The organism is Thalassospira sp. MIT1004 (assembly GCF_001858545.1).
Lineage (GTDB): Bacteria > Pseudomonadota > Alphaproteobacteria > Rhodospirillales > Thalassospiraceae > Thalassospira > Thalassospira xiamenensis.
The window spans coordinates 252,605-271,717 of record NZ_MCAO01000022.1 but is presented as its reverse complement, the minus strand read 5'-3'; the positions used below and the strand labels follow the sequence as shown (position 1 = coordinate 271,717).

General features: G+C 51.5%; 17 protein-coding genes. 5 read left to right on the top strand and 12 right to left on the bottom strand.

Annotation, left to right across the window (positions count from 1 at the left end; all coding sequences use genetic code 11):
- Window positions 1–205: 205 nt before the first annotated feature.
- Window positions 206–817 carry a MarR family winged helix-turn-helix transcriptional regulator gene (locus BC440_RS09875; protein ID WP_247643555.1) on the bottom strand — a complete coding sequence of 204 codons (612 nt, stop codon included), beginning with the start codon at window positions 815–817 and terminating at the stop codon, window positions 206–208.
- A gap of 210 nt (window positions 818–1,027) precedes the next feature.
- Between BC440_RS09875 and ectA the strand changes: the two genes are divergently transcribed.
- The 5 genes from ectA to mazG all read left to right on the top strand — a co-directional run bounded on the left by ectA (window position 1,028) and on the right by mazG (window position 6,003).
- Window positions 1,028–1,576: a diaminobutyrate acetyltransferase gene (gene ectA, locus BC440_RS09870; RefSeq protein ID WP_007089564.1), complete on the top strand. Its 549-nt coding sequence runs from the start codon at window positions 1,028–1,030 to the stop codon at window positions 1,574–1,576.
- A 115-nt stretch (window positions 1,577–1,691) separates the two neighbouring features.
- A complete protein-coding gene (gene ectB, locus BC440_RS09865; protein WP_071239994.1) occupies window positions 1,692–2,975 on the top strand; it encodes a diaminobutyrate--2-oxoglutarate transaminase in 1,284 nt (427 codons plus the stop codon).
- A 65-nt stretch (window positions 2,976–3,040) separates the two neighbouring features.
- On the top strand, window positions 3,041–3,442 hold the full coding sequence (locus tag BC440_RS09860) for an ectoine synthase (RefSeq protein ID WP_007089562.1): 402 nt from the start codon (window positions 3,041–3,043) through the stop codon (window positions 3,440–3,442).
- A gap of 86 nt (window positions 3,443–3,528) precedes the next feature.
- Window positions 3,529–5,028 (top strand): aspartate kinase, encoded by a 1,500-nt coding sequence (locus tag BC440_RS09855; RefSeq protein ID WP_071239993.1) that lies wholly within the window; start codon window positions 3,529–3,531, stop codon window positions 5,026–5,028.
- A 150-nt stretch (window positions 5,029–5,178) separates the two neighbouring features.
- The gene (gene mazG, locus BC440_RS09850; protein WP_071239992.1) at window positions 5,179–6,003 is read left to right on the top strand and encodes a nucleoside triphosphate pyrophosphohydrolase; all 825 of its coding nucleotides are present in this window, start codon (window positions 5,179–5,181) and stop codon (window positions 6,001–6,003) included.
- Window positions 6,004–6,020: 17 nt separating this feature from the next.
- Here the strand turns inward: mazG and BC440_RS09845 are convergent, their stop codons facing one another.
- From BC440_RS09845 to ccsA, 11 genes are all read right to left on the bottom strand, one after another.
- On the bottom strand, window positions 6,021–6,827 hold the full coding sequence (locus BC440_RS09845) for an inositol monophosphatase (protein ID WP_071239991.1): 807 nt from the start codon (window positions 6,825–6,827) through the stop codon (window positions 6,021–6,023).
- Window positions 6,828–6,880: 53 nt separating this feature from the next.
- Entirely contained in the window at window positions 6,881–8,260 is a 1,380-nt protein-coding gene (gene hflX, locus BC440_RS09840) for a GTPase HflX (RefSeq protein WP_139192097.1), read from the bottom strand.
- A complete protein-coding gene (gene hfq / locus BC440_RS09835; RefSeq protein WP_007089557.1) occupies window positions 8,220–8,477 on the bottom strand; it encodes an RNA chaperone Hfq in 258 nt (85 codons plus the stop codon). The genes hflX and hfq overlap by 41 nt, the downstream gene beginning before the upstream one ends.
- 120 nt (window positions 8,478–8,597) lie before the next feature.
- A complete protein-coding gene (locus tag BC440_RS09830; protein ID WP_071239990.1) occupies window positions 8,598–9,284 on the bottom strand; it encodes an HAD family hydrolase in 687 nt (228 codons plus the stop codon).
- A 62-nt stretch (window positions 9,285–9,346) separates the two neighbouring features.
- Window positions 9,347–10,726, bottom strand: coding sequence for a Trk system potassium transporter TrkA (gene trkA, locus BC440_RS09825; protein WP_007089555.1), 1,380 nt, complete (start codon window positions 10,724–10,726; stop codon window positions 9,347–9,349).
- A 43-nt stretch (window positions 10,727–10,769) separates the two neighbouring features.
- Entirely contained in the window at window positions 10,770–12,152 is a 1,383-nt protein-coding gene (locus BC440_RS09820; RefSeq protein WP_007089554.1) for a sigma-54 dependent transcriptional regulator, read from the bottom strand.
- Between the two features lie 50 nt (window positions 12,153–12,202).
- Window positions 12,203–14,476, bottom strand: coding sequence for a PAS domain-containing sensor histidine kinase (locus BC440_RS09815; RefSeq protein ID WP_083379334.1), 2,274 nt, complete (start codon window positions 14,474–14,476; stop codon window positions 12,203–12,205).
- Window positions 14,473–15,921 carry a nitrogen regulation protein NR(I) gene (gene ntrC, locus BC440_RS09810; RefSeq protein ID WP_007089552.1) on the bottom strand — a complete coding sequence of 483 codons (1,449 nt, stop codon included), beginning with the start codon at window positions 15,919–15,921 and terminating at the stop codon, window positions 14,473–14,475. Before ntrC ends, BC440_RS09815 begins: the two co-directional genes overlap by 4 nt.
- Window positions 15,918–17,063, bottom strand: coding sequence for an ATP-binding protein (locus tag BC440_RS09805; RefSeq protein ID WP_037992596.1), 1,146 nt, complete (start codon window positions 17,061–17,063; stop codon window positions 15,918–15,920). Before BC440_RS09805 ends, ntrC begins: the two co-directional genes overlap by 4 nt.
- Before the next feature lie 43 nt (window positions 17,064–17,106).
- Window positions 17,107–18,111 (bottom strand): tRNA dihydrouridine synthase DusB, encoded by a 1,005-nt coding sequence (dusB, locus tag BC440_RS09800; protein ID WP_071239989.1) that lies wholly within the window; start codon window positions 18,109–18,111, stop codon window positions 17,107–17,109.
- Window positions 18,112–18,240: 129 nt separating this feature from the next.
- Entirely contained in the window at window positions 18,241–18,993 is a 753-nt protein-coding gene (gene ccsA, locus BC440_RS09795; protein ID WP_247643554.1) for a cytochrome c biogenesis protein CcsA, read from the bottom strand.
- Between the last annotated feature and the right edge of the window lie 120 nt (window positions 18,994–19,113).

Below are 19,113 nucleotides of genomic sequence, written 5' to 3'. Positions count from 1 at the left end.
AAAGTTCTATAATATATATTATGACAAATTAATTGTGATCTATTTAACGAGAAATTCTAATCAAGATGTTGTTATAAAACATAATATCTTTTCGTGATCGGCGTTGCTAAATTTCTGCTCGACTATCATCACGACACATTCCAAGCTTTTCCTTTTGCACCTGCCGCCTGTCTTTTCGTGCGCGAACCTCTTGGCTGCAGACCAATCAATGAGCGGATCTGGGTGGTTCACCACCCTTCTCTATGATTACCTCGTGATCAAGCAGTGGTGCGACGTCATAGTCGCTGGCGTCCATCATGCCGGAAACACGCTGAAGGGCTGCGATGAGGAAGCTTTGCTCCCACTCGTCAAGCGCCTTGAACTTATCAGAAAACCGATCATGAAGTGCCATTGGTGCACGACCCAGAACATTTCGACCATGCTCGGTCAATTGCACAAAGACCTTTCGTTTGTCTGTATTTCCGCGCGCACGCATCACGAGGTTCATCGCCTGAAGCCTATCGACAAGCGCCGTTGCGGAAGCCTGGGCAAGATTGACCTTCCCGGCGATTTCCCCAACGGTCATTTCCCCGAATTCTTCAAGAGACTGGAGGACAATAAGTTGCGATGTCTTGAGGCCGGTGACTTTTCCAAGCTTTTTGGCGTGAATGTCGCTGGCACGTAAAATGCGTCGAATTGAAATGAGCGCTTCGTGCAACTTGTCCATGCGGCAATTTCCGGAATTTGTTGTTCTGATTTGACCAACTAATACCCCATAAAACTGATACTCTGCAACGTTTTCCGGACTCTTTGCATAGATGATCGAAATATATTTCAATCGAAATCTGTTGTATCATCTATGCAAATTTCTTTGATTTCCCCATAAAGCGAATGAGCCCACAAAAAAATAAAATATCAAATAATATCAACATAATGAGAGATATCACGATTTCGTCACAGAGCGCATGTTGACCTTTTTGCATCGATATTCTATATATTTATCGCGACATGAAAGATCGTATATCGAAATAATAGAGCAGATAGACCGATGAAAATTGCCACCACAAACGGCAATAACGGCCGTAAAGCCAATTTGATGATCCGGAAACCCAAGGCCACAGACGGTGCAGCAGTCAATGAATTGATTGCTGAATGCAAGCCTCTGGACGAAAATTCTGTTTATTGCAACCTTTTGCAATGTTCGCATTTCGCAGATACCTGCGTGATCGCAGAACTTAACGGCGAGCCCGTAGGGTTCGTTTCTGGCTACATTGTTCCGGAAAATCCGGAACGTCTGTTTATCTGGCAGGTTGCCGTTTCACCAAAGGCGCGCGGCCTGAAGCTTGCGAAGTCCATGATTCTTGAAATCCTTGATCGCCCGATTTGTCATGACGTGACCGAGCTGCAGACGACCATCACGTCGTCGAATGCACCGTCACAGGGTGTTTTCCGTTCCGTGGCACGCGAACTGGAGACCGAGGTCAAACGCAAGGTCCTGTTCGAACGCGAAACGCATTTCGATGGCGCATCCGCAAGTGAAATACTTTGGCAGATCGGCCCGTTCGAACGTGAGGACGTTGCGCGCGTAGCAGCCTGATCGCCAGATCATCATTTTCCTGCTTTCTGCTGTCATTTAGATGGAACAAACCGGCCTGCCCGGACGTTTGCTATGACAGGACCATTTTTTATTTTCCCAATCAAAAGAGGGAATTATGACTGTATTTGATCGTCTTGAATCGGAAGTCCAGAGCTATGCTCGCTCCTTTCCTGTTACCTTTGAAAAAGCGGAAGGTGCTTGGCTGACCGATATCGATGGCAAACGTTATCTCGACTTCCTTGCTGGTGCAGGTAGCCTTAACTATGGGCATAATCACCCTGTGTTGCAGGAAAAACTGATCGATTATATCAAATCGAACGGCATTACTCATGGCTTGGATATGCACACCAAGGCCAAGGCTGCTTTCCTGAATGCGATGGAAAGCAAAGTGCTGAAACCACGCAACATGGATTATAAAATCCAGTTTACCGGCCCAACCGGTACCAACGCGGTTGAGGCGGCCCTTAAGCTTGCGCGCCGTGTAAAAGGACGCGAAACCGTGATTTCATTCACCAATGGTTTCCACGGTGTAACACTTGGTGCACTGGCAATTACTGGTAACGAGCATCATCGTGGTGCTGCCGGGGTATCTCTTGATAATGCCGTGGCGGTCCCCTTCGATGGTTACATGGGTGACGGTGCCGACACGACTGAATATCTGGACCGTGTTCTGGGCGACAATTCAAGTGGTATCGCCCTGCCCGCTGCCATCATCGTTGAGACCGTTCAGGGCGAAGGCGGGCTGAACGCTGCTGATTTTGACTGGCTGAGAAAGCTGGAACAGGTCTGCCGTAAGCACGATATCCTGCTGATCGTTGATGATATTCAGGCGGGTTGTGGCCGAACAGGCACCTTCTTCAGCTTTGAGCCAGCCGGGATCAAACCCGATATGGTGACGCTGTCTAAATCGCTTTCGGCTTATGGTTTGCCGCTGGCGGTTGTTCTGATCAAACCGGAATATGATGTATGGCATCCGGGTGAACACAATGGCACGTTCCGCGGCAATAACCATGCATTTGTGACGGCGGCGGCTGCACTTGATCATTTCTGGTCGGATGACAAGTTCGCTAGCGATATCCTAGACAAGGCCGACTTCCTTGGCAAGCGCCTTGAACAGATTGCCGAACGCTATGGCGATGGGAAAATCTATCGCAAAGGTCGCGGCTTGATGCAGGGTATCTGCTTTGAAAGTGGCGAGGTCGCATCTAAGGTTACCAAGGAATGTTTCGCGCACAATCTGGTTATCGAAACCAGTGGCCCGGAAGACGAAGTCGTCAAATGCCTGGTGCCCTTGATCATTTCCAAAGAAGATCTGGCCCACGGCCTTGATATTCTGGAAATGGCGACCGCCAAGGCAATGGACAAGGAAATTGTTGCACCGAAGGCTGCTGCTGAATGATTTTAACTGGGCGACATCACGGTGTCGCCCTGCCCCACGGTTCTAATTAAATCAAAGAGTTATACATGATTGTTCGCACACTGAAAGAATGTGAAGCATCCGGTCGCCGTATCGTCGCCGATAACTGGGAAAGCACTCGTCTGTCGCTTGCTGACGATGGCATGGGTTTCTCGTTCCACATCACCACGATCTATGCCGGCACCGAGACCGAAATTTGCTACGCCAACCATTTCGAGACCGTCTATTGCATTTCTGGTAATGGCGAAGTCGAAACCATCGCGGACGGCAAGAAATACAAGATCGTGCCTGGCACAGTTTACATACTCAATAAGCACGATCGTCATTATCTGCGTGGTGGCACTGAGGATATGGTGGTTGCCTGTGCGTTCAACCCGCCGCTTAACGGGCGCGAAACCCACGATGAAAACGGGGTTTACCCGCTTGATGGTGATGCACTCGCCAGCTAGGGCTTTTGCTTTGGGGCGGCCATTACGGACCGCCCCAAGCTTTGAATGAATAGACTTTTCAAGGAAACGCCCCCAAAGGAGGCAACATGCTTTCAGCCCAGAAAAAGACTGTCGCAAAAACGGACGCTGGGCATAGCGTTCACAAGATCGGCGGAACATCGATGTCGCAGGTCAATGCCGTAATGGACAACATCCTTGTCGGCAATCGTAGCGATGAAGAACTTTATAACCGCGTTTTTGTGGTTTCGGCTTATGGCGGTTTCACTGACATGCTGCTGGAAAACAAAAAGACCGGTGAAGCCGGCGTTTATCAGCTTTATGCGGGTTCGGAAACCGATTGGGCATGGGGCGATTCCCTGACCAAGGTTTCTGAAAAGATGTGTGCGATTAACGAAGAAATCTTTGGCGATGCGCCGGAGCTCAAGCTGGCAAATGCATTCGTTCAAGAGCGTATTGAAGGCACGCGCAGTTGTCTGATGGACCTGCATCGCCTGTGCAGCTTTGGGCATTTCAGACTTGAAAAGCATTTGCTGACTGTTCGCGAAATGCTCAGCGCGATTGGTGAAGCGCATAGTGCCCACAACACCATGCTGTTGCTCCGTGCCAAGGGTGTTAATGCTGTTTTTGCCGACCTTTCTGGCTGGCGTGAGCCGGAAGCATCAACGCTTGATGGCCGTATCGAAAAGGTATTTTCCGATATCGACATCGCCAAACAGCTTCCGATTGCCACTGGCTATGCCCAGTGCAGCGAAGGTTTGATGAGCATCTATGGTCGCGGATACAGCGAAGTAACGTTTTCGCGTATCGCCTGCCTGACACAGGCCCGCGAAGCGATCATTCACAAGGAATTCCACCTGTCGAGTGCTGATCCTCGCATCGTCGGTGAGGATGCCGTGCGTCCGATTGGTCGCACCAGCTATGATGTCGCCGATCAGTTGTCAAATATGGGCATGGAAGCCATTCATCCGCGCGCAGCAAAGGGGCTGCGTCAGAATGATATCCCACTTCGTATTGCCAATACGTTTGAGCCGGAACATCCGGGGACCGTCATTGACGATCATTGGGACCCGGATGACAGCCGTGTCGAAATCGTGACTGGCGTACCGACAGCATTCGAGATCGAAGTGTTCAATCAGGACATGGTTGGTGTTGCCGGTGGTGAAGAAACAATTCTGAGTGTCCTGAAACGCTTCAAGGTTCCAACCGTCACCAAGAACCTGAATGCAAACACGATCACGCATTATGTATCCGCACCGCTTAAGCAAATCCGCCGCTGTGTGGATGAGATCGAAGAGAAACAACCCGAAGCGAGTGTGAAAACCCGCAAGGTTGCAATTGTTTCTGTGATCGGTGCCAATATTGATCAGCCGGGCCTATTTGCCCGTGCGGTTGGCATTCTTGACGCCGACGGCATTGAACTGGTCGCCAGCCACTATCCAAGTCGCCGTGTTGATCTTCAGTTCGTGGTTGCCGAAGGCGACTTCAACAAGGCAATTAAGGCGTTGCATCGGGGGCTTGTCGAAGGCAAGCATAGCAAAGCTGACGATAAAAGCGTTGCCAAACCCGAAGAGCGTGCCGCAGCCTGATTAAATCAAGCGGCAATTACAAATCGAAAACCGCCAGTCATCTTCTGGCGGTTTTTGTTTTGCCTTGCTTTTCCGCGAGCTTGCCATGCAGGGTATGTCGCGTTACGACAGAATGAACAAGTCACAACGAATAAGCAGGACATTACGGACATGGCGAACCATAACAGGAAGGCAATCAATGCATTACTGGATGTCATGGCCAGATTACGTGATCCCGATGGCGGCTGCCCTTGGGACCTGGAACAGAATTTTGCGACCATCGCCCCCTACACAATCGAGGAGGCATATGAAGTTGCCGATGCGATTGCCCAGAATGATATGAGCGAACTGCGCGAGGAACTTGGCGATCTGTTGCTTCAGGTCGTTTTTCATTCGCAGATGGCCACCGAAGAAGGTCATTTCACCTTTGAAGATGTCGCAAACAGCATTGTTTCGAAAATGATTGATCGTCATCCGCATGTCTTTGGCGATGGTGATGCCATAACCACGGATGGTGTCAATCAGACATGGGAAAAGATCAAGGCCGAAGAACGTGCGCAAAAGGCTGAAACAAAAGGGCAGCAACGCCATAGCGCCCTTGACGGTGTGGCAAGCGCCCTGCCCGCGCTGATGCGTGCCGAGAAACTGACGAAACGGGCTGCGCGTGTGGGGTTTGACTGGCCATCCACGGATGAAGTTTTTGATAAACTGCATGAAGAAATCGGCGAGCTGCAGGCCGAACTGACTGAAAACCCTGATCAGGATCGGATTGAGGACGAACTCGGTGACATGCTGTTCGTCATGGCCAACCTGTCGCGCAAGCTGGGTGTTGATCCCGAAGTTGCCTTGCGTCGCGCAAACCACAAATTCACACGACGTTTTCATTTCATCGAAAACGAATTGGCACGCGACGGGCGAAGTGCAGGGCAATCCGATCTGGAAGAAATGGATGCGCTTTGGAACGCCGCCAAACAGGCGGAGCGCAATAGCGGTTGAAGGATAAAGAGCGAAAACTACTCGAACAAAGGCAGCAATAACTCGTTCATTTCCGCCCAAAGTTCAGGTGAGGATGCACACAGTAAACCTAGCGCATTGCCATTGGCGTGATATTCATTCGATCTGTCAGCGGTGATATATTTGGCAACACCACCAGCCTCCCGCACAAGCAAGGTGCCGGGCGCATGATCCCAGGGTTTCAGGTTGCGATAGGCGCAGAAATCAAAAAGTCCCCGGGCAATTTCCTGATATTCGGCCCCACAACAGGAATAGTGGGCAATCTCGTCAAAGAAATCGATATGACCATAATGCTTGCGAATACGATCACGCGCGAACGAGATTAGAAATCCCTTGGCATCTTTGGCTGCCTGAATGTCTGAGCGAACCCGGACGGGGGCGGCATTATGATACGTCCCCGCCCCTTTTTCCGCGACCGTTGCCGAACCCTCAATAGGGTCAACGATCCACGCAGCAATAGTTTCGCCACCGTGATAAAGGGCAACCATGCAGCGAAACGGCTGTTTGTGGTGGGCGAAGTTTTTGGTGCCGTCTACAGGATCGATGATCCAGATCGGGGCATCTTCACCAAACACACGTTCCGGCAGTTTCGGGTCGGCATGCGCGGCCTCTTCACCCAGTGCGACACTGCCGGGCAAAAGATCGCAAAACCTCTTTGTTAGAACACGTTCTGCCTCGGTATCCGCAATCGTTACCAGATCCATTGCATGGGTTTTGGTATCGATGTCGCCTTTTTCCAGCTGCCCAAAACGCGGTGCGATCTCTTCTGCCGATACTTCGCGGATAATCTCAGTCACCTTATCCATATCGACACTAAGCACACTTTGTTCCTTTCCAGTCTGAGTTCTAACAGGCAATTCTAGACCAAATGCAGATCAAACCCGGATTTGGCGCACCAATCTTCGAAACGACCGACGCGACTGTCATCAATTCTGACCTGCACCGAAATGCCGTCCTCACCGTCAATCCGTTTTAGCACTTCGCCCTGTTCATAGAGCCGAGCCAACGCCTTGCCATCCGAATAAGGGACAAGCAGCTCGAAAACAGGCATGTCTTCGGTCAGCCTATCCTCGATCAGAGCCAGCAACGCATCACAGTTGGTGCCTTTGATCGCTGATATTGCAATCGTATTGGCATTACGTGCCGAATATTCCTGCACAGCGGTCAAATCTTCGCCTTCAAGCTGATCGCATTTGTTCAGCGCCTCGACCAGCTCTTCGCCGTCAATTGCCTTTTGCAGACCAAGCGCTTTTAGAACTTCCAGCACGTCAAGCTTCTGGGCTTCCGCCTCGTGCGAGGAGGCATCACGCACATGCACGATCAAGTCAGCTTCGAGAACTTCTTCAAGTGTCGCCCTGAACGCTGCTACAAGATCGTGCGGCAGGTCTGAAACAAATCCGACAGTATCGGACAGGATCACCTTACGACCACTTGGCAGTTCAAGACCGCGCATGGTCGGATCAAGGGTTGCAAACAGCATATCCTCTGCAAAGACGTCCGAAACGGTCAACTGGTTGAACAGCGTTGATTTGCCAGCGTTGGTATAGCCGACAAGTGCCACAATCGGATAAGGAACGCGTCGACGTGCCTCGCGATGAAGTTCGCGTGTCCGCTTGACTTCCTCAAGCTCACGGCGAAGTTTGGCCAGCTTGTCGCCAATCAAACGACGGTCGATCTCGATCTGGCGTTCCCCAGGACCGGCAAGGAACCCGCGACCGCCACGCTGGCGTTCAAGGTGCGTCCATGTGCGAACCAGACGGGACTTTTGATAGCTCAGCAACGCCAGTTGAACCTGCAGGCGCCCTTCACGGGTGCGCGCACGATCAGCAAAGATTTCAAGAATAAGACCGGTCCGATCAATAACCTTGCATTTCCATTCCCGTTCCAGATTACGTTGCTGGATCGGGGAAAGCTGGCCATTGATCATGACAATGTCGGCTTCTTCGGCTTTGATCTGATTTCCAAGGCGTTCAACGACACCGGTCCCAAACAGGGTGGCCGGACGTGTCTTTGCTATGGGCACAACCTCTGCGCCCACAACTTCAAAATCCAGTGCGCCGGTCAGGCTGACGGCTTCTTCCAGTCGCGACGATGCGTCGCGCCAGGATCCAGCTTGATCCGCACGTTTCAGTTCCGGATGGAAAACGAGGACCCGGGGGCTGTCATCGTCGCCGTTAGCCCCCGCAGTCAGAGATTCATCAGCTATTTTCTTCGTCCGTTGCAGGCTGGCTCGGATCAAACAGTTTAATCGGTGTCGTCGGCATTACCGTCGAAATCGCGTGTTTGTAAACGAGCTGGGTGTGAGCATCGCGCCGCAGCAAAACAGAGAAATTGTCAAACCAGGTAATAATGCCCTGCAATTTGACTCCGTTGACCAGAAACACGGTAACCGGCGTTTTGTTTTTACGGCAATAATTCAGGAATACGTCCTGAACATTTTGTGATTTTTCCGCCATTGGTTAGACCTAGCCTTCTTTTATGAGCGTTTTTATCGTTTCGGGCGGTCAAGGAAAATGCAGAACCGACGACTTTTCTGTCAATTACGGTTCCGGCCCCATTTTTATGACCTGATTGAACTATAAGACTTCCGCAAAGCTTTTTACAAGCCTTACAAGCGCTTCGCAATCGGGGAAATGCCAATCTGGTCCAAGATTCGCGGAATTCGTGGTGTCCCCGTGGCCGGTAATTCCGTCGCCGATCAGTATCGCGGTTGCACCAACATTGCGCGCGCACTGAATATCGACCACGCTATCACCCACAAACCAAAGATTCTCATATTGCGCCGCAGCAGAGTCGCCCATCGCCATATGCACCGGATCAGCCGCCGGTTTGTCTTTTTTTGCATCTGTAGCCCCGACCACACCACCGAAATAATGCCCCCAACCAAGATAGGCAACTTCCGAGCGCAGAAAATCACCGTTCTTGTTGCTGACCACCCCCATATAGGCACCAGTATCACGAAGCGCACCCAAAAGATTATGCGCGCCAGCGAGTGGCGTAAGGGTTTCCAAGTGTATCGCCTTGAAATGGGCATAGAAACGATCTTTGGCTTCTTCCCAGCGGTCGTCGCCAAAAAGGGTTGGGAAACTGTCCCGCAATGAACGCGCGACCCGTGTTTTTGTCTCGGCAAGGTCCCACCGATCCTTGCCAAAATCATCAAATGTCAGATTAAGAGCCGCCTGAATGGTTTCCCAGCTATCGACCAGCGTGTTGTCCCAGTCGAAAATAACGGCTTTGGGCGGCAATAGCATTTTTTCTGACATGAATATATCCGGAACGCACGTTAATCTGATTTACAATAATAATGCTGCAAGCCTTTGAATTTTTAGAAATATTCCAGCCGTACGGCAAACATCTTTTCGACCTTTTTTATTTGCTCGGAGCCCGCAAAGACCACAATCCGGTCATTGGCTTCGATTACCGTATTGGCGCGTGGCATCACGACTTCGCCATCGCGCAGGATTGCACCAAACACAACGCCTGCCGGCATGGCGATATCCTTGATCGCCTTGCCGACAATTGGTGCTGTCTCAAGTGCTTCGGCTTCCAGAACTTCGCCAAATCCTTCGGAAAGACTGTGCACCGCACGAATTCGCCCACGGCGAACATGGTGCAGAATGGTCGACACCGTCGTCATGCGCGGGCTGATGACAACGTCAATCCCAAGCTCGGAAACCAAAGATGTATAGGTGCTTTTGTTAATCAGGGTCAGCGCGCGCGGGCAGCCATACCGTTTCGCCAGAAGCGATGACAGAATGTTGGTTTCATCATCGTTAGTCAGCGCGACAACCGCCTCGGCATTGCCGACATTGGCCTCTTCAAGCAGTTCGGGATCAAGCACATCCCCGCGCAGAACCACGCTTTTCTTGGGCAGTTTCTGAGCTACGAAACGGGCACGTTCCGGATCAGCCTCGATCAGGCGGGTAGTGACACCTGGGAAGTTCTGATTGATTTCCTCGGCCAGGAAAAGTGCGATGTTCCCACCCCCGAAAATAACAATGCGTCGTGCTTCCGGGTCTTCGTGACCAAAGGCCGACATGGCACGATCCACCTGGTCACTGGACACCGCCAGATAGACCAGATCACCAGCCAGCATCTGATCATCGCCCTTGGGATAAACCGGTTTATCATTACGGATCATGCCAAGGATCGAAATATTCAGATCCGGAAAAAGCTGATGCAATTGACGAAGCGGTGTATTGATCACCGGACAATCTTCGTTGCAGCGAAGACCAAGGATTTTGACCTTGTCATCCGCAAACGGGATCATGTCGAATGCACCGGGTGCCCGCAAACGCCGTGCGACGGCGCGGGCAACTTCCATTTCAGGGGAAATCACAACGTCGATCGGCAACTTTTCACGGCCAAACAGGCTTGCCCATTCTGGCTGCAGATAGGTCTGGCTGCGAATACGGGCGATTTTCGTCGGCACATTAAACAGCGAATGCGCAACCTGACAGGCCGTCATGTTGACTTCGTCGGCAAAGGTCACCGCGATCAGCATATCTGCTTCATCGGCACCTGCCTGCTGCAAGACATCAGGATGTGATCCAAAGCCAATGATCCCCTTGACTTCCAGTGTATCGGAAATCTTGCGAACCAATTCTTCCGATTGGTCGATAACCGTCACATCATTGTTTTCGGCAGCAAGGTATTTGGCGATGTGGAAGCCCACCTGCCCGGCGCCGCAAATGATGACCTTCATTGTTTCGTCTCCCGTTCAAAAGTTCCGGATCGTATGAGGCGGCTTATTCAGCACGTTCTCCATTCACGCCCAGACTTTTGAGTTTTCGATGCAAGGCCGAACGTTCCATTCCTACAAAACTTGCGGTTTTGGAAATATTCCCGCCAAAGCGCTCTACCTGTGTCTGAAGATATTCCTTTTCGAACATCTCGCGGGCTTCACGCAGCGGCAATGCCATGATTTCACTGGTTTTATCAAAATTCAAAGATACAGGAACATCTTCAAACAGCTCGGCTGGCAGCATTTTACCGCTGATAATATCCGTACTGTCATCCGGCGCCATGATCATCAATCGTTCAATCACATTTCGCAGTTGACGAACGTTTCCCGGCCAGTCATAGGAATGCAACGCAGCCAATGCTTCCCCCGACAGTTTACGCTTTGGCAGGCCGGTCGCTTCGGCGTAACGCACAAGGAACCATTCGGCAAGATCCGGGATATCATCGCGACGTTGCTGCAATGACGGCACCTGCAAGGGTACAACATTCAGACGGTAGTATAAATCCTGACGGAAACGCTGTTCAGCAATACGCTCTTCCAGGTCGCGCGCAGTCGTCGCAACGACACGAACATCAACACTGACCGGAACAGAACCACCAACACGTTCAAAGGTTTGTTCTTGCAGCACACGAACGATTTTTCCTTGCGTTTCCAGTGGCATATCAGCCACTTCATCAAGCAAAAGCGTACCGCCATGTGCGAGTTCGAGCACCCCGGTGCGGGCTTCCCGATTTGCAGCCGCAACCGCACCAAACAGGGATTCCTCCATCGTTTCCGGCGAAATATTTGCGCAGTTCAGCACAACGAATGGTGCATCTGAACGGGCGGAATTTTTGTGGATCAGGCGCGCGACAACCTCTTTTCCCGAACCAGCAGGGCCTGAAATCAGGATACGGCTTCCTGTGCGGGCAACCCGATCAATGGCCTGGCGCAATCCGTTGATGGCACTTGAACTGCCGACAAGTTCGGTATCGCCCCCTGCCCGCATGGTTAGTTCGCGGTTTTCGCGGCGCAGGCGCGCATCATCAATGGCACGTTCAACCACCAGCAAAAGCCGATCCGTATTGAACGGTTTTTCGATGAAATCATATGCCCCGTTGCGTGAAGCTTCAAGCGCGGTTTCAATATTTCCGTGGCCGGAAATCATGACTACTGGGACTTCGCTATGCTCACGTTTGATCAGCTTCAGAGTCTCGATACCGTCGTGATCGCTTTCATCCATCCAGATATCGAGGATAACAAGGCTCGGACGGCGAGCAGCAACCTCGGAAAGCGCTTCCTGGCTGGAGCCTGCCTGACGGGTCTTGTGTCCTTCGTCTTCCAGAATTCCGGCAATCAGAGCCCGGATATCTTCTTCATCATCGACGATCAGAATATCGTGCGCCATGTCTTGACCAATATGCCCGTATTTAAATTATTGCTGATGAAACAACCAGATCAGTTGTTCAAAGAATTGCTGTCCGCAGTATCTTCTGCAGTTATGTGTTTGCCTGCGGTCGGAAACGCCAGCGTAACGGTTGCACCGCTCTCGACACCGTCGGCAAGTATAAGCTCTCCGCCATGGTCTTCCATGATTTTCTTGACGATTGCAAGACCAAGACCAGTACCTTTTGATCGTGTGGTGACGTAGGGTTCGGTCAGCCTTTCACGGTTTTCAACCGGCAGACCTTTGCCATTATCCGAAACTGTCACATAGATACGTTGATTTTCATCAGAACGTGTTACAGAAATTTCGATACGTCCTTGCGGAAGCTCGGTAACATCACCTTCCCGCCCCTCGATCGCCTCTGCGGCGTTTTTAAGGGTGTTGGTAAGACATTGGTTAACCTGACGCGCATCACAGGATACCTCAATTTCACGTCCTGCCTTTGCGTCGAAGTCATAGATGATTTTGGTGTAAGCCTGTTTTTGCAGGAACACGGCACCTTTCACCAGATCAACAATCTTTTCCGATTTCATCTTTGGCGATGGCATTCGGGCAAAGCTTGAAAATTCGTCAACCATGCGTCCAATATCTCCAACCTGACGAATAATCGTGTCGGTACAGGTTTTAAATACCTCGGTATCGCTTTGAATTTCCTTCAGATATCGACGTTTAAGACGTTCTGCTGAGAGCTGTATCGGAGTTAGCGGGTTCTTGATCTCGTGGGCGATACGGCGGGCAACATCGGCCCATGCGGCCATCCGTTGCGCGGTTTGAAGTTCAGTGACATCGTCAAAAGTTACGACATATCCGAAAATAGACCGGTCTTCCGCACGCTCGATCGTGACGCGCGCTAAAAGCATAAGGTTCAAACCATCGCGCCGTATTTCGATCTGCCGTGATTTACTGCGATCCCCTTCCTTGCTGAGATCTTCGAACAACACGGAAAATTCCGGGATAACCTCGCAGATCGACTTCCCGATAGCCCCATCCAGATCAATTCCCATCAGGTCCGACGCACTGCGGTTTGGAAGATTGATGTGACACTCTTCATCCAGTCCGATAACGCCTGCCGTCACACCACCCAAAATGGCTTCTGTAAAGCGCCGACGTTCATCATTCAGGCGGTTGGCCGCCACCAGTTCCGTTCGCTGCGTGTCAAGCTGGGACGTCATGCGATTGAAGGCACGGGTTAATGCCTCAAGCTCGTCCTCCTGCCCCGCAAGCGGAACGCGGAAGGTTAAATCGCCATCGCTGACTTTTTCGGCACCGATGATCAACTGAGAAATCGGTTCAACCAATCGCGTTGCGACCATCAGCCCTAGCGTAACCGCCGCCAAAAGCAGAACAACCGCGATCAGAACAAAGATCATGACAAAGGTGATCACGATCCCTGATCGTTCGCCTTCAAGGTTTTCGTATGCGGTAACCGCTTTGCGGGCCTTATCGATACGTTCCAGCACATTGGGATCGACGAACCGGCCAACAAGAAGATACCCGTCGATGAAGCTATCAAGATGTGTCATTGCGCGGATGCGATTATCGCTATTGCCCAAAATCAGAACCACATCATTATTTCGAGCGCGATCATATACTTCCTGCGGGATTGGCGACAAAACCGGATCGTATGAGAAACTGTAATCGGATTGCGCCAGAACGGCTCCGCTTCCATCAATAATGACGGCTTCGGGCAAACCACGTGCATCTGCCTGCGCCGTCAGAATTCTGTTGATCCGCTCCCGATCAGTCGCAAAGTTGACGCCAAGACGTTGAAGGTCATTGGCCGTTGCCAGAACATCGGCCCGGATCAGTTCCTGATGTTCTTTCAGATATGCTTCGGCAATCACCATACTTTCTTCGACGGCGGTTCGGATGCGATCACTGAACCATCCCTGAATACCGAAATGCAGGAACAACGCGGAAAATACGGCAACGATAATCGCTGGCGTTACCGCGACCAGTGAAAACAGCAGAACCATTCTTGTATGCAGTTTGGCGCCGGCCGTACCACGACGTCGCTCTGCCCATATCTGGACGAGCTTGCGGGCAACCAGCGTGGCAAGAGCAAGAACAAGAACAAGGTCAATATTCAGCAAAAGGATGATCAGACGAGGTTCTGGCCGTAGCGGTGCGGTACCGGTCATCGCGAGATAGGTCGCAAGAACAGATACAAGCGCGGCACAGACCAAACCTATCGCAAACTTTCGCGATTGGCTAAGTCGCCCCAGAAACCTGACAAACCACGACTGCATCAGACGACTGGTGACGGGTCGTCCGGCTTCGGTCATTTTGCGCCCCTAACAACTTCCAGTCCGAGATCACGAATTTTCTTGCGCAGGGTATTGCGATTAAGCCCAAGAACCTCGGCTGCCTTCACCTGATTGCCCCTGGTCGCTTCCAGTGTAACGGTCAAAAGCGGGCGTTCCATTTCACGCAGAATACGATCATAGAGACCACTTGATGGCAAATCCTCGTCATGGGCATCGTAATACTCGCGAACATGACGTTCGATCGATTCCGCAAGTGACTGAGGCTCTCCGACTGGGGCTGACTCGCTGATGTTATTTTCGGAAAACTCGGTTTCGATAACATCGACACCAATCACATCATGCGAATATAGAGCCGTCAGACGGCGAACCATGTTTTCCAGTTCGCGGATGTTGCCCGGCCAGCGATGCACCTTCAAACGCGCCATCGCATCGGAAGAAAGCGTCTTGCGAGGAAGTCCCTCTTCGCTTGCCTGCATCAGGAAGTGATTGACCAGTTCCGGGATATCTTCAAGCCGCTCCCGAAGGGATGGCAAACGGATCGGCACGACATTCAGGCGATAGAATAAATCCTCGCGGAAAGTTCCTTCGCGGATCAGTTTGCGCAGATCGCGATGTGTTGCCGCAACAATACGAACATTAACGCGGATTGGCGTGCGCCCGCCAACACGGGTATATTCGCCTTCCTGAAGGACACGAAGCAAACGGGTTTGGGCTTCAAGCGGCATATCACCGATTTCATCGAGAAACAGCGTACCGCCCTCGGCCTGCTCAAAGCGGCCAACCTTGCGTTCGTTGGCACCGGTGAAAGCACCCTTTTCATGACCGAACAACTCGCTTTCGATCAGTTCACGCGGGATTGCTGCCATGTTAATGGCAACGAACGGCCCATGACGACGACCGCCATATTCATGAAGTGCACGCGCTACCAGCTCCTTGCCGGTACCACTTTCACCAGTCACCATCACTGTCAGGTCGGTGTTCATCAACCGGGCCAGCGCACGATAGATTTCCTGCATTGCCGCGGAACGACCGATCAATGGCAGACGGTCATCACCTTCATCATCTGATGATTTGGCATTGTCGGCGGCTTGTGGTGTTTCAAGCGCACGATCAACAATGCTGATCAACTCGTTTAAATCAAAAGGTTTTGGAAGATATTCAAATGCACCGCGCTGTGCTGCTTTTACGGCTGTCATCAGGGTGTTCTGCGCGCTCATGACGATAACGCGTAAATCCGGTCGAAGCTTGCGGATACGCGGCACCATATCAAGCCCGTTTTCATCTGGCATCATAACATCCGTAATCACCAGATCGCCGTCCCCATCGGCAATCCAGTCCCACAAGGTACGTCCGTGACCTGTACTGCGGACCTCGTGCCCCTGACGCGACAGAGCCTGCGTCAGAACAGTACGGATCGCACGGTCATCATCAGCAACAAGAATTCTGGCCGGGCTCGGGCTCATACGGTTTCTTCCTTGTTTTTCATTATATTATCCGCACTGACGTCTTCGGCCAACGTGCGGTTATAGATCGGCAGCATGATCTGAAATTCGGCACCGCCCCCCGGTGCGTCTTTCACTTCTATAACACCACCATGGTCATTGATAATTTTTGCCACCAACGCCAATCCCAGTCCGGAACCGGTTGGTTTGGTGGTCACAAACGGATCAAACAGGCTTTCGCGCATATCGGGCGCAATGCCCGGTCCATTGTCGCGCACCGAAACAACCAGTGGCAAATGCACACGTGCATCTCCGCCAGCCACAGCCAGACGGATACCATGCTGGTAACGCGTTGAAATCACAATATGACCGCTGTCATGGTCGACAGCCTCGCCTGCATTTTTAAGAAGGTTCAGAAATACCTGAATCAGCTGATCGCGGTTGCCAAATACCGGTGGCAACGACGGGTCATAGATTTCTTCGAATGCAAGGTGTTTGCCAAAACCGTTTTCAGCAAGCCTGCGGACATGTTCAAGCACGGTATGAATGTTAACCGCACCGCGTTCCATCGGCTTGTCGGAAAAGATTTCCATGCGGTCAACAAGGTCAACGATCCGGTCGGCCTCATCACATATCAACCGCGTTAGTACCCGGTCGTCTTCATTCGATGTTTGTTCAAGCAACTGTGCCGCACCACGGATACCCGATAGCGGATTTTTAATCTCGTGCGCAAGGATCGCTGCCATCGCACTTACCGAACGTGCCGAATTCCGGCTTAACAACTGATTATCAATCTTCTGAGCGATAGAGCGCGGCTCGAACGTCAGAACAGCGCAATCAGGTTCATCTGGCATCGAGCCCACTGTCAGATTGACGGTATGTTTGCCAATCTTCGGGCTTTCGATCAGAAGATTATGATCCGCCACCAAGGTTGCTTCGTCGATGGCCTGACTGATCAACGAGAAAACCGGGCTATCACCGGGAATGAAGTCCTTGAGGTTGCTGCGGCACAAAACGGCGGCGCTGGTATTGAACAGCTGTTCCGTCGCCTGATTGACGAAGCGGATTTTGCCATCCCGATCAGAAACGACGACCGCACTGGCAATTGCATTAAGCACGCCAGTCGGGTCTACCCCGTTTCCTTTGCCAAATCCAAGTCTCATTCAAATTTTCCCCGATAATATCGCTATTTAATTCTTGTTTTTCTCAGGCCGCGGCCTGTTTATCTGCATTTTCGATCAATGGCTCGTAGAATGCCTGGATCTGATACTTGACTTCAAATGGGTCACTTAACTCATTCACAATACGACGGAATTCAGTCGCGTTACGCAAACTGTTGCAATACCACGCCAAATGTTTTCTTGCGATACGAACACCTTGCTGACCGTGATGATCAATCATCGCATCATAATGACTAAGGATCGTTTGCAGTTGCACAGCAAGCGACGGCGCTGACAGTTTCTGACCGGTTTTCAAATAATGTGATACCTGTGCCAGAAACCACGGTCGTCCCTGCGCGCCACGCCCCACCATTACACCATCAGCACCGGAACGTTTCAGAAGCTCTGCCGCATCTTCCTCGCTATTGACGTCCCCATTGCCGATAACCGGGATCGATACAGCCTGTTTGACCAGTGCAATTGCGTCCCAGTCCGCATCGCCTTTATAAAACTGGCAGCGTGTCCGACCATGGATGGTCAACATCGCAATTCCCAGATCCTCGGCGATTTTTGCCAGACGCGGCGCATTACGATTGTCATCGTCCCATCCCAAACGCATCTTAAGCGTCACGGGTACGGAAACGGCATTGACAGTTGCCTCAATGATATCGGCAGCAAGATTCTCATCACGCATCAGGGCCGATCCGGCATAGCCCTTTGTGACCTTTTTGGCAGGACAGCCCATATTGATGTCAATGATCATAGCACCGCGATCTTCGTTCATCTTTGCGGCAAGCGCCATCTCATCGGGTTCAGTTCCGGCAAGCTGAATGGAAAGCGGGCTTTCGGCTGCACAATCGCCGTGCATTTTGCGCACTTCTTTTTGATGGCGCTGGATACGTGTCATGGCATCAGACGCAATCATTTCCGAGACAACCAGATGCCCGCCAAACTGGCGCACCTGTTGCCGAAAAGGAAGGTCAGTCACACCTGACATTGGTGCCAAGATGACATTCTCTGGCACATTTACAGAACCGATCTGCAAAGACATGAAGGAAATCCGATTGCCTAAAACTTGGGCAGATTAATGAAACTGGCTCGGCGTTGCAACAACTCTAAGCGAATTGGCGAATATAAGCCAACCAACACGGCCACCACCTTTAAACAAGGCCCGGAATATTCATCCGATCAGATATCCCGAAACAAATCGAACGCCCGGGAATGCCAGGGTAAGCAGCAGCCATGCCCCCAGCACAAACCGAACAGCCATACGCCCGCGCAGAGTGGATTTTTCATGAATGAATATCAGGCCGCAAATCACGGCAAAACCAAGCAGGGTAAGAAGCATCTTGTGATCAAGATAGAGCAGCGATTGCCCCTCGACCTGGCGCAATGCAAAACCGGTAATAATTCCGATCACAAGGACCCATGCCGACCATTTCAGAAAACTCACAAGCATGTGTTCGCTGTCGCGCAACGGCGGCAGGCGACGGGTCCAGCGGTTTGGACGGCGATTTTTAAGTGCATCTTCCTGAATAACATAGCCCATGGCCGCAATTGCAGACAGTGTCACAAGCGCATAGGTTACAAGTGACGTTCCGATATGAACCCAAAGCCAGCCAGAATAAAGAACCGGTTCTGCAACCGACGGGTCAGCAACCGGTTCAAAGACGTTAAAAACAGCTGCAACTCCACCGAATGCCAAAAGATATCCACCGATATAACCGGCAAGACGCCAGATTTGTTTCGGCCCGTTGCATATGACAAGCCCGCCAAAGATCAGGATCACGGAAAGTTCCGACCAATGCAAAGCCGCTGTAAATCCGCGCGATTGCACTTCCTCGCCCGTCAGGCCAAGCACGATCACCGTACCAGCCGCGGCAACAAATATGGACAAAAACAGCCATATGTCGCGCTGCGGGTCGCGCCGCATGATTTGCGTGGTTAGCGGTAGCAAACATAAGATATGTAAGGCGGCAGCAATCATGTTCGGATCCGGCCTAAAGGCGTTTACATCATAACATCAGGCAAATGGCGACTTGGCAAAGTCATC

What these genes read in the sequence shown, in the direction of transcription:
- mazG (WP_071239992.1), top strand. Translation starts at nt 5,179, where the DNA reads ATGGCGAACCATAACAGGAAGGCAATCAATGCATTACTGGATGTCATG.
- dusB (WP_071239989.1), bottom strand. Translation starts at nt 18,111, where the DNA reads ATGTCTTTGCAGATCGGTTCTGTAAATGTGCCAGAGAATGTCATCTTG.
- hfq (WP_007089557.1), bottom strand. Translation starts at nt 8,477, where the DNA reads ATGGCGGAAAAATCACAAAATGTTCAGGACGTATTCCTGAATTATTGC.
- trkA (WP_007089555.1), bottom strand. Translation starts at nt 10,726, where the DNA reads ATGAAGGTCATCATTTGCGGCGCCGGGCAGGTGGGCTTCCACATCGCC.
- ectB (WP_071239994.1), top strand. Translation starts at nt 1,692, where the DNA reads ATGACTGTATTTGATCGTCTTGAATCGGAAGTCCAGAGCTATGCTCGC.
- BC440_RS09855 (WP_071239993.1), top strand. Translation starts at nt 3,529, where the DNA reads ATGCTTTCAGCCCAGAAAAAGACTGTCGCAAAAACGGACGCTGGGCAT.
- ntrC (WP_007089552.1), bottom strand. Translation starts at nt 15,921, where the DNA reads ATGAGCCCGAGCCCGGCCAGAATTCTTGTTGCTGATGATGACCGTGCG.
- BC440_RS09805 (WP_037992596.1), bottom strand. Translation starts at nt 17,063, where the DNA reads ATGAGACTTGGATTTGGCAAAGGAAACGGGGTAGACCCGACTGGCGTG.
- ccsA (WP_247643554.1), bottom strand. Translation starts at nt 18,993, where the DNA reads ATGCGGCGCGACCCGCAGCGCGACATATGGCTGTTTTTGTCCATATTT.
- BC440_RS09830 (WP_071239990.1), bottom strand. Translation starts at nt 9,284, where the DNA reads ATGTCAGAAAAAATGCTATTGCCGCCCAAAGCCGTTATTTTCGACTGG.
- BC440_RS09845 (WP_071239991.1), bottom strand. Translation starts at nt 6,827, where the DNA reads ATGGATAAGGTGACTGAGATTATCCGCGAAGTATCGGCAGAAGAGATC.
- BC440_RS09860 (WP_007089562.1), top strand. Translation starts at nt 3,041, where the DNA reads ATGATTGTTCGCACACTGAAAGAATGTGAAGCATCCGGTCGCCGTATC.
- BC440_RS09815 (WP_083379334.1), bottom strand. Translation starts at nt 14,476, where the DNA reads ATGACCGAAGCCGGACGACCCGTCACCAGTCGTCTGATGCAGTCGTGG.
- ectA (WP_007089564.1), top strand. Translation starts at nt 1,028, where the DNA reads ATGAAAATTGCCACCACAAACGGCAATAACGGCCGTAAAGCCAATTTG.
- BC440_RS09820 (WP_007089554.1), bottom strand. Translation starts at nt 12,152, where the DNA reads ATGGCGCACGATATTCTGATCGTCGATGATGAAGAAGATATCCGGGCT.